This window comes from Afipia sp. OHSU_II-C1, assembly GCF_000497575.1.
GTDB lineage: Bacteria > Pseudomonadota > Alphaproteobacteria > Rhizobiales > Xanthobacteraceae > Afipia.
The window spans coordinates 269737-285210 of record NZ_APJI01000004.1 but is presented as its reverse complement, the minus strand read 5'-3'; the positions used below and the strand labels follow the sequence as shown (position 1 = coordinate 285210).

Genomic DNA, 15474 nt, shown 5'->3' with positions numbered 1-15474 from the left:
TAGAGCGGGCGTGATTCATGGCGAATGATATTTTGATCGTCGATGACGAAGCTGATATTCGGGATCTTGTCGCGGGCATTCTCGACGACGAGGGTTTCAAGACGCGGACCGCGCGTGACAGCGACTCCGCACTGGCGGAAATTTCGAGCCGCCGGCCAAACCTCATCTTCCTCGACATCTGGCTTCAGGGCAGCAAGCTGGATGGCCTGCAGTTGCTCGAACAGATCAAGCTGAACCATCCCGAAGTGCCGGTCGTAATGATCTCCGGCCACGGCAACATCGAAACGGCGGTCGCGGCGATCAAGCGTGGCGCTTACGATTTCATTGAGAAACCCTTTAAGGCGGACCGGCTGATTCTGGTCGCAAACCGTGCACTGGAAACGTCGCGCCTCAAGCGCGAGGTGCGCGAACTCAAGCAGCATGCGCCGTCGTCCGGTACGCTGATCGGCCGTTCACCCTGCATGAACCAGTTGCGGCAGACCATCGACCGTGCGGCCAAGGCCAACAGCCGTATCATGATCGTTGGACCATCCGGCGGCGGCAAGGAGCTTGCCGCCCGCACGCTCCATGCGATGTCCAGCCGTGCCGACGGGCCATTCGTTGTCATCAATGCGGCGGCGATTACGCCGGAACGGATGGAAGTCGAATTGTTCGGGATTGAACTGTCCGACGGCGAGACCGGCCGCAAGCCCGGTGCACTCGAAGAGGCTCACGGCGGCACGTTGTTCATCGACGAGATCGCCGACATGCCGCGCGAAACACAGAACAGGATCTTGCGGGTGCTGGTCGATCAGACGTTCCAGCGGGCAGGCGGTACCACGAAGGTGAGCGTGGACGTTCGCATCGTGTCCTCGACCGCGCGCAATCTTGAGGCCGAGATCGCAGAGGGGAAATTCCGGGAAGATCTCTACCATCGCTTGTCGGTTGTTCCGATCCGTATCCCGCCATTGTCAGAGCGCCGGGAGGATATTCCCGACCTCGTTGAATACTTCATGGACCAGATTTCATCCGCGACCGGACTGCCGAAACGGCGGATCGGGGAGGATGCCATGGCGGTGCTGCAATCGCACGTCTGGCCGGGCAATGTCCGGCAATTGCGTAACAACGTCGAGCGCGTGATGATCTTGGCGGGTGGTGACCCTGATGCTGCGATTACCGCCGACATGCTGCCTCAGGACGTCGGCTCGATGATCCCGGCCATGCCCACAGGCAACAACGGCGAGCACATCATGGGCCTGCCGCTGCGGGAGGCCCGCGAAGTATTTGAGCGCGACTATCTGATTGCGCAGATCAGCCGGTTCTCGGGCAACATTTCGCGCACAGCCGAGTTTGTGGGAATGGAGCGTTCGGCGCTGCATCGCAAGCTCAAGGCACTGGGGGTCGGTTAAGTTCATGTCCCGCATTGCCTATGTGAACGGCCAGTACCGCGACATGCGGGACGCCAATGTGAATATCGAGGACCGCGGCTATCAGTTTTCCGATGGCGTCTACGAAGTCTGCGAGATCAGGGGCGGCAAGGTCGTCGACATGCCACGCCACCTGACGCGCTTGCAGCGCTCGCTCCGCGAATTGCGCATCGATATGCCGATGCCGCTGGCCGCGCTTGAGATCGTGATTCAGGAGACCGTGCGACGCAATCGCGTGACGTACGGGATCGTTTACCTGCAAGTGACTCGCGGCGTGGCCCGGCGCGATCACGCGTTTCCGGTCAAGCCTGTCAAGCCGGCTGTGGTGGTTACGGCGCGCAGTCTCAACTTCCAGAAAAATCAGGAGACCGCAGCAAAGGGGATCGGCGTCATCACCGTTCCCGAAAATCGCTGGCCGCGCGTCGACATCAAGTCCGTTTCCCTGTTGCCCAACGTGCTGGCGAAGCAGCAGGCACGTGAGAACAACGCCTACGAGGCATGGTACGTCGACGGCGATGGCCATGTCACTGAAGGGTCATCGAGCAACGCATGGATCGTGACGAGAGATGGCAGGGTCGTGACCCGGTCGGCCGAGAGCGGCATTCTCGCCGGCATCACGCGGGCGGTGCTGACCGAGGTGCTGGCAGCGCTCCAGATCAAGCTTGAGGAGCGCCCATTTACCCCTGCGGAGGCTTATGAGGCCGCCGAGGCGTTCGTCACCGCATCCAGCCAGATCGTCATGCCGGTGGTCAGGATCGACGGCCGGAACATCGGGGATGGCAAGCCGGGCTCGATTTCCATGCGATTGCGGGAAGAATTCCACCGATATTCAGCATTTTCGTAAGATTTTCGGCCCTTTGGCGGCTTAGCCCGGTACCGCGGCCTTGCCTAACAACCGGGCGTGTCCTTTAATCGCGCTGCAGCACCCGGAGGGGGATCTCAGGGACGCCGGCAGCCAGACCACGCCCCGAAGAGGGCAGGTCGGGCCCAAAAACAAGAATGCGGGATAAGAAAATGGCGGCAGACCGCGCACAAAACCTACAAGACACGTTTCTCAATCACGTTCGCAAAACCAAAACGCCACTGACGATCTTTCTGGTCAATGGAGTGAAGCTGCAGGGCATTGTCACCTGGTTCGACAATTTCTGTCTGCTGCTTCGGCGCGATGGTCACTCGCAGCTTGTCTACAAGCATGCGATCTCGACGATCATGCCGGGCGCTCCGATCCAGTTGTTCGAAGGCGGCGAGGACGCGCCAGCTTGAGATTGAACTAGTTTGGAACCCCGAGACTTCGACGGGGGCGCCGACCGGCCAAGGGCGGCGCGGGGCGATACAGGACGGGTGCTGGTCATCGGTCCTTACAAGCGCGTGCGGCGGGGCGACCCCGACGCGACGGCGGTAGCTCATGGAATACGCAATCCGGAGGCGCGGCTTGAAGAAGCCGCGGGGCTGGCGCGCGCCATCGATCTCACCGTGGCGGAAGCGATCCTGGCGCCGCTGAGCGAAATCCGGCCGGCGACCTATCTCGGCAAAGGCAAGGTCGAGGAGATGATCGGCCTGATCAAGGCCAATGAGGTCGATCTGGTCGTGATGGATTGTGCGCTCTCGCCGGTCCAGCAACGCAACCTCGAAAAGGAATGGAACGCGAAGGTGCTCGACCGCACCGGCCTCATTCTGGAAATCTTTGGCCGCCGCGCGAAGACCCGGGAAGGCACGCTGCAGGTCGAACTCGCGCATCTGAATTATCAGCGCAGCCGTCTCGTCCGGTCATGGACCCATCTCGAACGCCAGCGCGGCGGTTTCGGATTCATGGGCGGCCCCGGCGAAACCCAGATCGAGGCGGACCGGCGCATGATCGGCGATCGCATCTCCCGCATCGAAGCAGAACTCAAGAAGGTCCAGGCAACACGCCGGCTGCACCGCGCGGGGCGTCAGCGTGTCCCGTACCGCGTCGTTGCACTGGTCGGCTACACCAACGCCGGAAAATCCACGCTGTTCAACCGGCTGACCCGCGCCGACGTTCAAGCGGCTGACATGCTGTTCGCAACACTCGATCCGACCTTGCGTGCGCTGACACTACCGCACGGCGGCAAGGCCATGCTGTCGGATACCGTCGGGTTCATCTCGGACTTGCCGACCATGCTGGTGGCGGCGTTCCGCGCCACGCTCGAGGAAGTCATCGAGGCTGATGTCATCCTGCATGTGCGCGACATCTCGCATGAAGATGCCGAGGCCCAGCAGCATGATGTCGAAGGCGTATTGAGACAGCTCGGAATCGACCCGGGCAGCGGTCAGCGCATCGTGGAGGTCTGGAACAAGATCGACCACTTCGATGAGGAAGGCCGCGACAACCTTATGAACATTGCCGCGCGGCGTCCGCCCGAGCGGCCGTGCTTTCCGGTGTCGGCCGAGACCGGGGAGGGCATCGACGCCCTGCTTGCGGCCATCGAGGATCGCCTGGCTGCGACGCGCGTGACGCTCGATCTGTTCATCGATGCATCCGATGGCGCCGGCATCAGCTGGCTGCACCGGAATGCGGAGGTGCTCGACAAGCACATGGAGAATGGCCGCTTTGCCATGACTGTGCGCGTCGATGAGACCAAGCGTGACATCACCATTGCCAAGTTTGGCGCGGTACCCAGCACGCACTGAGACGTTATTTTTCAGTCTTGGCTTCGTTCCACAACGCGTCCATCTCCGCCAGCGTCGCCTCTTCGAGCGATGAACCGCGCGATGCGAGCGTTCGCTCGATATAGGCAAAGCGCCGCTCGAATTTCGCGTTGGTCGCGCGCAAGGCCATCTCCGGATCGGCATCGGCATGGCGCGCCAGGTTGACCACAGCGAACAGAAGATCGCCGGTCTCCTCGGCAATATGCGCCTGGTCGCGGCTATCCAGCGCGGCCTCGATTTCATCGGCTTCCTCGCGAATTTTGGCGAGTACCGCACGTGGGTCGTTCCAGTCGAAGCCGACGGTCGAAGCGGTGCGTTGCAAGTCCATCGCGCGAGCGAGAGCGGGCTGGCTCTTTTTCACCTTCTCCAGCAGGCCGGGCTTTGCGTCAGGAACTTCCCCGCGCAAAGTCGCGCGTTCGGCTTTTTCCTCGGCCTTGATGCTGTGCCACAGACCCTTCACCTCTTCGGGTGTCATACGCCCGGCTTTCTCCCCGAATACATGCGGATGCCGCCGGATCATCTTGGTCGTGATGGCGTTCACCACATCGCCGAACGCGAAGGCGCCTTTCTCCTCGGCCATCCGTGAATGAAACACAACCTGAAGCAACAGATCGCCGAGTTCTTCCTTCAGGTCATCAAGGTCGTCACGGGAAATCGCCTCGGCAACCTCATAGGCCTCCTCGATGGTGTAGGGGGCAATCGTCGCAAAGGTCTGTTCCAGATCCCACGGACACCCGGTTTTCGGCGTACGCAGCGCCGCCATGATGTCGAGGAGTTTGGAGATGTCATGGGAAGGAGGCATGGCGCACCATGGGCATGAGGAGCTTCCCCTCTATGCCGTAACGACGGCCCCGAGACAATTGGCGGCGCGGTGTTCGGGTGCTAAGTGCAGTGCCATGACGGAATTAGGCCAAAACAACGCAGCTCTTGTGCTTTTCTCCGGCGGGCAGGATTCCGCCACCTGCCTCGCGTGGGCATTGACTCGCTTTGAGCGCGTGGAGACCATCGGATTTTCGTATGGCCAGCGGCATGCCGTTGAGCTTGAAAGCCGTGCAAAGCTGATCGACGGGATGATGAGGCTTCGGCCCGAGTGGGCGGCCAGACTCGGCGAAAGTCATACACTGGACATTCCGACCCTCGGCGACATTTCCGAAACCGCACTGACGCGCGACACGGCAATCGCAATGGGTGAGGGTGGCCTGCCCAATACGTTCGTGCCGGGCCGCAATCTGGTGTTTCTCACTTTTGCCGCTGCGCTGGCCTATCGACGGGGCATCACCCACATCGTAGGCGGCATGTGCGAAACGGATTTCTCCGGCTATCCCGATTGCCGGGACGAGACCATCAAGGCGCTCAATGTGGCGCTCAATCTCGGGATGGCGCGTCCATTCGAATTGCACACACCGCTGATGTGGCGCGACAAGGGTGACACATGGGCGCTGGCGGAAGAACTCGGCGGCCGGGGATTGGTCGATCTGATCGTTGAACACTCCCACACCTGTTACCTCGGTGAGCGCGGCGCACGGCACGACTGGGGTTACGGCTGCGGCGAGTGCCCGGCATGCAGCCTGCGCGCCAAAGGCTGGACGACATACGCCGCGAAAGCCAAGACCGAAACGTGATGACGCTTGCGCAACGGTTTCGCACGGAAGGCCTGATATTTCTATCGGCCTATATCGCCTGCATTCCGGTCGCCAATTGGTTGATCCAGCACGTCGGCACGCTGTGCCCGCCGGACGGGCCATGTCTTATTCCAGTGGCACCCGGCTTGATGGCGCCAAGCGGTGTGCTGATGGCGGGTCTTGCGCTGGTGCTGCGCGATCTTGTGCAGAGGCGGCTCGGCGTGACTTATGGATTGGCGGCGATTGGAGCAGGGACAGTGCTCTCTGCGGCGTTCGCACCGGCGCCGCTGGTGGTCGCATCGGCAGTCGCGTTTCTCCTGTCGGAACTTGCGGATTTCGCAGTCTACACACCGCTGCAAAAGCGCGGGCTTGTGCTCGCCGTAGCGGCGAGCAGCCTTGTCGGACTTGTTGCGGACTCGCTGCTCTTTCTGTGGCTCGCTTTCGGCAGCCTTCAGTTTCTCGCAGGCCAGATCGTCGGCAAAGCCGTGATGGTGCTGCTGACGCTGCCTGCGATCCGCTGGCTGCGCGACAGGGACCAGCGATTGGGCGTGACGTAGCTTCAGCGTCCCTTGAAGTCGGCTGGCCGCTTTTCGAGAAAGGAGGCCAGACCCTCACGGAAATCCTGAGTGCGCATCAGGGGCAGCAGTTGCAGGAAGACGTGATGGACATGATCGTTGAAGTTTTCCGAGAGGCCGACACGCATCATGCGCTTGGCCGATTGAACCGCGAGCGGCGCATTGGCGGCGATCTCGGCGGCGAGGGCGCGAGCGCGCGGCATCAGTTCGGCGTCCGGGACGACGTGATTGGTCAAACCCATCTCAAGGCTTTCCTTCGCCGAGAGCGTGCGGCCGGTGAAGATGATCTCTGCGGCCTTGGCCCAGCCCAGCATGCGCGGCAGAAACCATGTCCCGCCTGACTCCGGCACGATGCCACGCTTGACGAACGCGGCAGCGAACTTTGCGCTCTCGGCCATGATGCGGATATCGCAACCCAGCGCAGTGTCCATGCCGTAACCGGCCGCAGCGCCATTGAGCGCGCAGATCGTCGGCTTCTCCATATTGAAAAGGATCGTTGGAGGCGCGGTCTTGAGGTCAAGCGTTGTACGCGCGCCGTCGGCGTCACTCTGCGAGCCGATGCCAGTGCCGCTCGATGCACTGCCCACATCCAGTCCGGCGCAGAAGGCGCGCCCGGTCGCCGTGAGAATGACGGCACGCACCTCGGGATCGTTGTCAGCTTGCAGGAGCAGTTGGCCGAGCTGCGCCAGCATCGGGCGAGAGATCGTATTCAACCTCTCCGGGCGATTCAGCGTAATCGTGGCGATGTTGCCGTCGACCGCATAGAGCACTTCCGGCTCGGCTGCGCGGGCGTCCTGTACTCTTTCGACATTCGACATTTGGGCTTCCTCACATTTTCTCGTCGCAGGTAAGATGAAAAGCCGATAGGGCGCAAGCAGCCGCTGCCGCTCGGCTGCCTTGCACCAGATCCAGCAGCCGAATAGGCTCGACGGGCCGCGCACCGGGAGACGTCATATGATGAAACTCAAGCCGAATTGCGAATGCTGCGACAAGGACCTGCCGCCGGAGAGCAGTGAGGCAGTGATCTGCACATTCGAATGCACGTTCTGCAAAACCTGCGCTGATACCGTATTCGGCGGCGCATGCCCGAACTGCGGCGGCAACTTCGTCCCGCGGCCTGTCAGACCGGCAGCGATGTTGCGGAAGTATCCGGCTTCGACCGAGCGGCATTTGCGGGAGCAGCCGTGCTTGGCGAAAGCGAGCTGAGACGCAGGGACTTCGCTACTCCTTGTGATGATCATCCGTGCGCGGATGCTGGTGCCGCCATTCGCGCGGCGGTGTGAATGTCCCGGCCCACAATCCGCGCCTGGCGGATTTCGCAGCATCCTGTTGGGCGCTGTAAACGTTCGCAAATCCTGATGTGACAGCCCAGCCTTGCTGGACCATCCAGCCGTTGATGTCGGTGCCGTCGGGCAGGGTGCAGGTCGCCAGCGTGCGCCCAAACTTGTCGATCGATTTCGGCTGACAAGTGAGATTGTGGCCGCGGATACGGCTGCGCAGTTGGGCAGATGACTGCCGTCCGCATGGCCAGTCGCGTCCCTGAGCATCGGTGCAGGTCTGATCCAGTTCAGGGGCATCGATGTCAATGAGACGAATCCGCGTGCCGGCGATCGTCAGGGTGTCGCCATCGGCCACGAATGCATTGCCCGAGACCGGGGCGTCCGGTGCCCGCATCCAGCGTTCGACGGCGTAAACGCCGAGCGAGCCGATCAGGACGATTACCATGACAGTCCAGCGCCGCGTATCCGGGGTGAACTGTACTGCTCTGCGTGGTTGCCGCTGTGACATCCTGTACTTCTACTCGAGCGCCTCAGTGGCAAGCGAATCTCAATGTGAGAGTTTTATGTCACGCCGACCCCATCACGCGATTCCTCAACTGAATTATCGGCATTAGGTGAGTCGGGTTCAAGCGATGTTGCCAGCCACTTTCCCTTGAGACTATGTGGAGATTGCAGATAGCCTTGAACATCGACCCCTTCGGCGTGACCTATGCATGAAAACTTCGCCTGGTGGAGGTTTGGAATCCTCTATCAGATCTATCCGCGCTCGTTTCAGGACTCGAACGGCGATGGCGTGGGCGATCTCCGCGGCGTTATCGAGCGGCTGCCTTACTTGCGTGAACTGGGCGTCGACGCGCTGTGGCTGTCGCCGATCTTTCCGTCGCCGATGGAAGACTTCGGCTACGATATCGCAGACTATACCGGGATCGATCCGGTGTTCGGCTCTCTCAACGATTTCGATGCACTGGTTGTGGCCGCGCATGATCTTGGACTGAAGATCGTTCTCGATCTTGTGCCCAACCATACTTCCGACCGGCATCCTTGGTTCATTGAAAGCCGCAGTTCGAGAGCCAACGCGAAACGCGACTGGTACATCTGGCGCGACCCCAAGGGTGAGGGCGGCCCACCCAACAACTGGCTTTCCGAATTCGGCGGCAGCACATGGGAATTCGATGCGGATACCGGACAGTATTATTATCACGCGTTCCTGCGTAGCCAGCCCGATCTGAACTGGCGCAATCACGACGTCCGCCGTGCGATGCATGACGTCATGCGCTTCTGGCTGCGGCGTGGCGTCGACGGATTTCGCGTCGATGTGATGTGGCATCTGATCAAGGATGATCTGCTGCGTGATAATCCGCCAAACCCAGACTTCATTTCGGGGCAGCAGCCTTATCAGCAGCTGATCCCGCTGTATTCGGCCGACAGGCCCGAAGTCCACGAGATCGTGGCTGAGATGCGCAGGGTCATCGACGAGTTCGACGACCGGGTTCTGATCGGCGAAATCTATCTGCCACTGGACAAGCTCGTAACCTACTATGGCCGTGATCTGGCTGGTGCGCATCTGCCGTTCAACTTCGCGCTGATCTCGACGCCGTGGAATGCGCGCACCATTGCCAAACTCGTCGGCGACTACGAAGCCGCACTGCCGGCAGGTGCATGGCCGAACTGGGTACTTGGCAATCACGACCGCCAGCGCATCGCCAGCCGCGTGGGCGGCGATCAGGCGCGCATCGCGGCAATGCTGCTGCTGACGCTCCGCGGGACGCCTACGCTGTACTACGGCGACGAGATCGGCATGCCGCAGGTCGAAATCCGGCCGGATCAGGTGAGGGATCCCTGGGAGAAAAATGTACCCGGCCTCGGAGTCGGCCGCGACGGTTGTCGTACGCCCATGCAATGGGATTCGACGCTATATGCCGGCTTTAGCACTGCCGCGCCTTGGCTGCCGTTGGACCGGAATTTTGGCGCTGACAACGTTGCCATTGAGCGCCATGATACCGGATCCATGCTCAGCCTGTATCGGGCGCTGATCAGGTTACGCAGCGAACGGCCCGAGCTTGCGCTCGGTACATACAAGCTCGTGAGTATCGCTGAGGCGCTATTGGTGTTCGAGCGCGAGCATCAGGATCAGCGGTCTCTCGTTGCGCTGAACTTCGGGTGTGTGTCTGCAGAATTCGATGCGGCTGGTCTGCACGGGCAAATTCTGCTGTCGACGTTTATGGATCGCCAAGGCGAGGCCATACCCAAAAGATTGGCTCTCCGGGCCTCAGAGGGGCTTGTCGTAGGACTGCTAGGATAACCGGGCGGTCTGGAGCGCCATAGATCAAAGGCCACACCTCCGATTCGCATAAGGTATATTATGGAATATATTATATATCAGCAATTCCAGTATGATCGATCAAATATTCGATAAAATGGTCAAGGTATGTCGGGTTACATCTGAAAAACTTCGCGTAACGGCCAGGCATTCCTCTCCGGTGCATGCGGCTGTCCCGGCCTCTTCGCCTGGCGTCAGGCAGGCCCGTGAGGTTCATCCGCGTTAGACATCGGCCAGATGATTGACCGCGTGAACTGTCATTGTAGAACGATGCACGTGTCTGACCGGCAGACGCCGTTGGTGCTCACCGCGTCGGACAAATTAAGGAGTCAGGGACATGAGCAGCGATCAGGGCCAATACAGCACCGGTCTGGACAAAACCGCCGCCAACTATGTCCCTTTGTCGCCGCTGAGTTTCCTGGCCCGCAGCGCCAGCGTGTATCCAAATCACACCAGCGCGGTCTATGAAGGCCTCAGATTTACCTGGGCGCAGACCTATGAGCGCTGCAAGCGCTTTGCTTCGTTTCTGGCTCAGCGCGGTATACGGCGTGGTGACACCGTCGCGGCCATGCTGCCGAACATTCCGGCGATGAATGAGGTCCATTTCGCCGTGCCCATGGCCGGTGGCGTCCTCAACGCACTCAATATCCGGCTCGATGCGGCCTCGATCGCATTCCAGCTCGACCATGGCGGCGCAAAGGTCATTCTGGTCGATCCCGAGTTCACCGGCGTGATTTCAGATGCGCTTGGTCTAATGAAGGGTCCAAAGCCGCTGGTGATCGATGTCGACGACACGGCGTTTACCGGCGGCAAGCGCATTGGCGAACTCGAGTATGAGGCGGCGGTCGCGTCCGGTGACCCGGAGTTCGCGTGGCTGACGCCGGACGACGAATGGGACGCCATCGCGCTCGGCTACACGTCCGGCACCACGGGCAATCCTAAGGGCGTCGTCACGCATTATCGGGGCGCCTATCTCAACGCCGTCAGCAACATCCTCGCGGGCAATCTCGGTACGCATCCGATCTATCTCTGGACGCTGCCGATGTTTCACTGCAACGGCTGGTGCTTCCCGTGGACCATCGCAGCGTCGGCCGGTGTCAATGTCTGCCTGCGCAAGGTCGATCCGGCCAAGATTTTCGAGCTGATCAAGGCTCACGGCGTGACCCACATGTGCGGCGCGCCAATCGTCTACAACACGCTGATCAATGCGCCGGATGCTCCCAAGGGCAAGTCGGCGAAGCCCGTCGTGGGACTGATTGCGGGCGCGGCGCCGCCGGTAGCCGTGCTTGAGGGCGCCGAGAGCATCGGCATCAAGCTGACCCATGTCTACGGCCTCACAGAGGTCTACGGCCCCGCCTCCGTTTGCGCCGAACAACCCGGCTGGGACGAGCTTCCGGCAGACCAGCGCGCCCAGCTGAAGCGCCGGCAGGGCGTGCCCTATCCGCTCCAGGAAGCCGTCACGGTGCTCGATCCGGAAACGATGCGCGAGGTGCCGCGCGATGGCGAAACCATCGGCGAGGTCATGTTCCGTGGCAACATCGTCATGAAGGGCTACCTGAAGAACGAGAAGGCGACCAGGGAAGCCTTCGAGGGCGGCTGGTTTCATACGGGCGACCTCGGCGTGCTCGACAAGGACGGCTACGTCATCATCAAGGACCGCTCCAAGGACATCATCATCTCGGGCGGTGAAAACATCTCGTCGGTCGAGGTCGAGGACGTCCTGTACAAGCATCCGGCCGTGCTGTTCGCGGCCGTGGTCGCCAAGCCGGACCCGAAATGGGGTGAGGTGCCCTGCGCTTTCGTCGAACTCAAGGAAGGCGCCAGCGCAACCGAGGCGGAAATCCTGAGCTACTGCAAGGGCATATTGCCGGGATTTAAATCACCGAAGTCAGTGGTGTTCGGCGCGATCCCGAAGACGTCGACCGGCAAGATCCAGAAATTCGCGCTGCGCGATCAGGCCAATTCTGCGAAGGCGATTTCCGCCTGAACCTCAGGCCTCGATCGCCAGACGCATGCCGTCGTAGCCCGCCTCGATACCCGGCGGCAATTTGGCTTGCAGCACGTCGTAGTCCAGATCCGAATGCAGGTTGGTCAGAACCGCGCGGCGCGGCTTGAATTTCGCAATCCACGACAGCGCGTCGTCGAGACTGAGATGGCTCGGATGCGGCGCATAGCGCAGGGCATCGATGATCCACAGATCGAGGTTCTCCAGCGCGGGAAAGCTCTCCGGCGGAATGTCGTGGAGATCAGGCGTATAGGCGGCATTGCCGATGCGGTAACCGAGCGCCGGTATGTTGCCGTGCTGAACCAGGAACGCGGTCAGGGCGAGGGAGCCGCCCTTCCCCTCGACTCGCTCGGTTTCACCGGCCTCGATTGATCGCTTTTCGAGGATCGCCGGATAGTCACTGCCGGGCGCCTGCTCGAAGCAATAGGCAAAGCGCGTCAGGATATCCTTGGCCGTGGATTTGTTCAGGTAGACAGGAATCCGCTTGCGCTGATGCAGGACGACGGAACGCAGGTCGTCGATGCCGTGGGTCTGGTCGGCATGTTCGTGGGTCAGGAACGTCGCTTCGAGATGATCCACGTTGGCATCGATCAACTGCTCGCGCAGATCCGGCGAGGTATCGATCAGGACGCGCGTCAGGCCGTTGGCGCCACCCTTTTCGGCCAGCAGCGAACAACGGCGGCGGCGGTTCTTCGGATTGTTCGGGTCACATGCGCCCCAACCAAGCGCGGGGCGCGGCACGCCGGCGGACGATCCGGAGCCGAGGATTGTCAGTATCACCGTCATGCAGCTTTTGCGTCCGGGCGCGGCACTTTATCGAACAGCCGGAAGAAATTTTCCGTGGTTTGCTGCGCGATCTCGTCGAGTGAAACGCCGCGTGTTTCCGCCAGCACCCTTGCAGTCTCCGTGACAAAGGACGGCTCATTGCGCTTGCCGCGGAATTTCCCCGGCGCGAGGTATGGCGCATCGGTTTCCACCATGATGCGGTCCGCGGGCAGTTCGGCAGCGATGTCACGGATCGCTTGCGAGTTCTTGAACGTCAGGATTCCGGTGAAGGAAATCGACAACCCAAGCCCGATAGCCTTCATCGCAAGTTCGCGTCCGCCTGTGTAACAATGCAGCACGGCTTTGAACGGCCCCTTCGCGATTTCATCCTCAAGGATGCGGCCGCAGGCCTCATCGGCCTCGCGAGTGTGGATCACCAGCGGCAATCCGGTCGCGCGCGCCGCCGCGATGTGAGCACGAAAGCCCCGCTCCTGCGCTTCAGGCGATCCATCCTTGTAGAAATTGTCGAGCCCCGCTTCGCCCAGCGCCACCACCTTTGGATGCCTTGTGAGCGCTATCAGTTCGTCAGGGGTGATGCCGTCCTCTTCATCCGCGTTGTGCGGATGGGTGCCTACGGAGCAATAGACATTCGGAAACCGCGCTGTGATGCTCAATAATCCATCGACCTTCCGCACCCGCGTGGAGATGGTGACAATACGGCCAACGCCTGCGGCCTCAGCGCGCTTGACGATCGCATCGAGATCGTCCGCAAAGTCCGGAAAGTCGAGATGGCAGTGACTGTCGACAAGCATCTGGCTTAACTCACCGCGGCGTCTTTTGGTTCGACATAACGCGGGAAAACCGGCGCAGGCGGCGGCAATTGCGAGCCACCTTTTATCCGGTTACTGAGCGCGGCGAAATCGCGCGCGTCCGGCGCAATTCCGAGAATGTCGAGCAGCTTGGCACAAGCATCCGGCATAGCCGGCTGCGCAAGGATCGCAATCTGACGGACGACTTCAGCGGTAACATACAGAACCGTCTTCTGGCGCGCTGGATCGGTTTTGGCCAGCGCCCACGGCGCCTCACCCGCGAAATAGCGGTTGGCCTCCGCCACCACGGCCCAGATCGCGTTGAGCGCCTGATGAATCTGTTGCGTGGCCATGGCGGTACGTGCCTGCTCGAGCATGCCGTCCGCCATTGCAAGGATAGCCTTGTCGTTGTCACTGAACTCGCCGGGGTCCGGCAGCACGCCCTGATGCTGCTTGGCGATCATCGACAGTGAGCGCTGCGCCAGGTTGCCGAAGTCGTTAGCGAGATCGGCATTGGTGCGCGCCACGATGGCTTCATGATTGTAGTTGCCGTCCTGACCGAACGGCACCTCCCGCAGGAAGAAGTAGCGAAGCTGATCAACGCCATAGGCATCGGCGAGGCTGAACGGATCGACCACGTTGCCGACAGACTTCGACATCTTCTCGCCGCGGTTGAATAGGAAGCCGTGCGCGAACACACGCTTCTGCACCGGGATGCCCGCCGACATCAGGAACGCCGGCCAGTAAACCGCATGAAAACGGATGATGTCCTTGCCGATGATGTGCACGTCCGCCGGCCAGTACTTCCAGTTCTTGTCGCCCTCGTCCGGGAAGCCAACGCCGGTGATGTAGTTGGTCAGTGCGTCGACCCAGACATACATCACGTGTTTTTCGTCACCCGGCACCTTCACGCCCCAGTCGAACGTGGTGCGCGAGATCGACAAGTCTTTCAGACCGCTTTTAACGAAGCTGATGATTTCGTTCTTGCGCGAGTCCGGCCCGATGAAGTCCGGCTGACTTTCGTACAGCGCCAGCAGCTTGTCCTGATAGGCCGATAGCTCGAAGAAATAGCTCTTTTCCTCGACCCACTCGACAGGTGTCCCCTGCGGCCCTCGCCGCACGTTATCCTCGCCGACAACGGTTTCGTCCTCGGCGTAATAAGCTTCGTCGCGCACGGAATACCAGCCGGCGTAGCTGTCGAGATAGATGTCGCCGTTCGCGACCATCCGCTTCCAGATTTCCTGTGTCGACTCATGGTGCTGCTTCTCGGACGTGCGTATGAAGCGATCGAACGAGATATTCAGGCGCTGGTCCATCTCCTTGAAACGCGCGGCGTTTCGTGTCGCCAGATCCAGGGGCGTCATGTTTTCCTTCTGCGCCGTCTGGATCATCTTCTGGCCATGCTCGTCGGTGCCGGTCAGGAAGAACACGTCCTTGCCGTCGAGACGCTGGAATCGCGCCAGCGCATCGGTCGCGATCGCCTCATAGGCGTGGCCGATATGCGGCGCGCCGTTGGGATAAGCGATCGCAGTCGTAATGTAGAACGAGTTCTTCGCGCGCGCGCTTGCAACACTCTGCGGCACGGCAGCCACCTTGGCCTTGGCCGGCTTCGGCGGCGCCTTTTTTGTCACCGGCTTGACGTCCGGCGCGGTCTTCACAACGGTCGGTTTGGTGGCAGGTTTCTTTACCGCGGATTTCCTGACAGCGCTCTCCTTCGAGCCGCTCTTCTTGCCAACGGCCTTCTTGCCAGCGCGCTTGGTCGCAGCCTTCTTTGCCGTTTTCTTGGCAACTTTCTTTCCGGGTTTCCTGGCCGTCTTTTTCGCAACCGCCTTGCGTCCTTTCTTCGACGAAGCAGATGCGCTCCGGGCCGCAGCCTTGCGTGCCGACTTGACGGCCTTTTTGGCTGCTTTCTTTTTCTTCTTAACGGCGGTCTTCCTGGCTTTGGCCATTAGGCTTCCTTGAAATTCAAAACAGCGCTGACGTGCGCGCACTCATTCGTGATGTGGTCTGCGAGACCGCTGG

Annotated in this window: 15 protein-coding genes; 9 read left to right on the top strand and 6 right to left on the bottom strand. The window is 60.9% G+C overall.

What is annotated here, in order from left to right; all coding sequences use genetic code 11:
- The first annotated feature begins 17 nt into the window (after positions 1-17).
- The 4 genes from I554_RS0103420 to hflX all read left to right on the top strand — a co-directional run bounded on the left by I554_RS0103420 (position 18) and on the right by hflX (position 4058).
- Entirely contained in the window at positions 18-1388 is a 1371-nt protein-coding gene (locus I554_RS0103420; protein WP_024577930.1) for a sigma-54 dependent transcriptional regulator, read from the top strand.
- A 4-nt stretch (positions 1389-1392) separates the two neighbouring features.
- Entirely contained in the window at positions 1393-2250 is an 858-nt protein-coding gene (locus tag I554_RS0103415) for a D-amino-acid transaminase (RefSeq protein ID WP_024577931.1), read from the top strand.
- 170 nt (positions 2251-2420) lie between these two features.
- Positions 2421-2669, top strand: coding sequence for an RNA chaperone Hfq (hfq, locus tag I554_RS0103410; protein ID WP_006020546.1), 249 nt, complete (start codon positions 2421-2423; stop codon positions 2667-2669).
- A 12-nt stretch (positions 2670-2681) separates the two neighbouring features.
- The gene (gene hflX / locus I554_RS0103405) at positions 2682-4058 is read left to right on the top strand and encodes a GTPase HflX (protein ID WP_024577932.1); all 1377 of its coding nucleotides are present in this window, start codon (positions 2682-2684) and stop codon (positions 4056-4058) included.
- A gap of 4 nt (positions 4059-4062) precedes the next feature.
- Here the strand turns inward: hflX and mazG are convergent, their stop codons facing one another.
- Complete coding sequence (gene mazG, locus I554_RS0103400; protein ID WP_024577933.1) at positions 4063-4878, bottom strand: nucleoside triphosphate pyrophosphohydrolase; 816 nt, start codon at positions 4876-4878, stop codon at positions 4063-4065.
- 94 nt (positions 4879-4972) lie between these two features.
- Between mazG and queC the strand changes: the two genes are divergently transcribed.
- A complete protein-coding gene (queC, locus tag I554_RS0103395) occupies positions 4973-5698 on the top strand; it encodes a 7-cyano-7-deazaguanine synthase QueC (protein ID WP_024577934.1) in 726 nt (241 codons plus the stop codon).
- Entirely contained in the window at positions 5698-6255 is a 558-nt protein-coding gene (locus tag I554_RS0103390) for a VUT family protein (RefSeq protein ID WP_024577935.1), read from the top strand. Before queC ends, I554_RS0103390 begins: the two co-directional genes overlap by 1 nt.
- A gap of 2 nt (positions 6256-6257) precedes the next feature.
- Here I554_RS0103390 and I554_RS0103385 read toward each other — a convergent pair whose 3' ends face one another.
- Entirely contained in the window at positions 6258-7091 is an 834-nt protein-coding gene (locus I554_RS0103385) for an enoyl-CoA hydratase-related protein (protein ID WP_024577936.1), read from the bottom strand.
- 136 nt (positions 7092-7227) lie between these two features.
- On the opposite strand from I554_RS0103385, the gene I554_RS26200 reads away from it, so the two are divergent.
- A complete protein-coding gene (locus tag I554_RS26200) occupies positions 7228-7479 on the top strand; it encodes a DUF1272 domain-containing protein (protein WP_034473809.1) in 252 nt (83 codons plus the stop codon).
- A 15-nt stretch (positions 7480-7494) separates the two neighbouring features.
- On the opposite strand, the gene I554_RS0103375 is transcribed toward I554_RS26200, so the two are convergent.
- Positions 7495-7998 carry a thermonuclease family protein gene (locus tag I554_RS0103375; protein WP_024577938.1) on the bottom strand — a complete coding sequence of 168 codons (504 nt, stop codon included), beginning with the start codon at positions 7996-7998 and terminating at the stop codon, positions 7495-7497.
- A 264-nt stretch (positions 7999-8262) separates the two neighbouring features.
- Between I554_RS0103375 and I554_RS0103370 the strand changes: the two genes are divergently transcribed.
- Positions 8263-9855, top strand: coding sequence for an alpha-amylase family glycosyl hydrolase (locus tag I554_RS0103370; RefSeq protein WP_024577939.1), 1593 nt, complete (start codon positions 8263-8265; stop codon positions 9853-9855).
- A gap of 355 nt (positions 9856-10210) precedes the next feature.
- Positions 10211-11860 (top strand): acyl-CoA synthetase, encoded by a 1650-nt coding sequence (locus tag I554_RS0103365; RefSeq protein WP_024577940.1) that lies wholly within the window; start codon positions 10211-10213, stop codon positions 11858-11860.
- Positions 11861-11863: 3 nt separating this feature from the next.
- On the opposite strand, the gene I554_RS0103360 is transcribed toward I554_RS0103365, so the two are convergent.
- Genes I554_RS0103360 through metG form a run of 3 tightly spaced genes read right to left on the bottom strand, consistent with a single transcriptional unit; the run spans position 11864 to position 15401 of the window.
- Positions 11864-12664 carry an MBL fold metallo-hydrolase gene (locus I554_RS0103360; protein WP_024577941.1) on the bottom strand — a complete coding sequence of 267 codons (801 nt, stop codon included), beginning with the start codon at positions 12662-12664 and terminating at the stop codon, positions 11864-11866.
- The gene (locus I554_RS0103355) at positions 12661-13455 is read right to left on the bottom strand and encodes a TatD family hydrolase (RefSeq protein ID WP_024577942.1); all 795 of its coding nucleotides are present in this window, start codon (positions 13453-13455) and stop codon (positions 12661-12663) included. Before I554_RS0103355 ends, I554_RS0103360 begins: the two co-directional genes overlap by 4 nt.
- A 5-nt stretch (positions 13456-13460) precedes the next feature.
- A complete protein-coding gene (gene metG / locus I554_RS0103350; protein WP_024577943.1) occupies positions 13461-15401 on the bottom strand; it encodes a methionine--tRNA ligase in 1941 nt (646 codons plus the stop codon).
- Between the last annotated feature and the right edge of the window lie 73 nt (positions 15402-15474).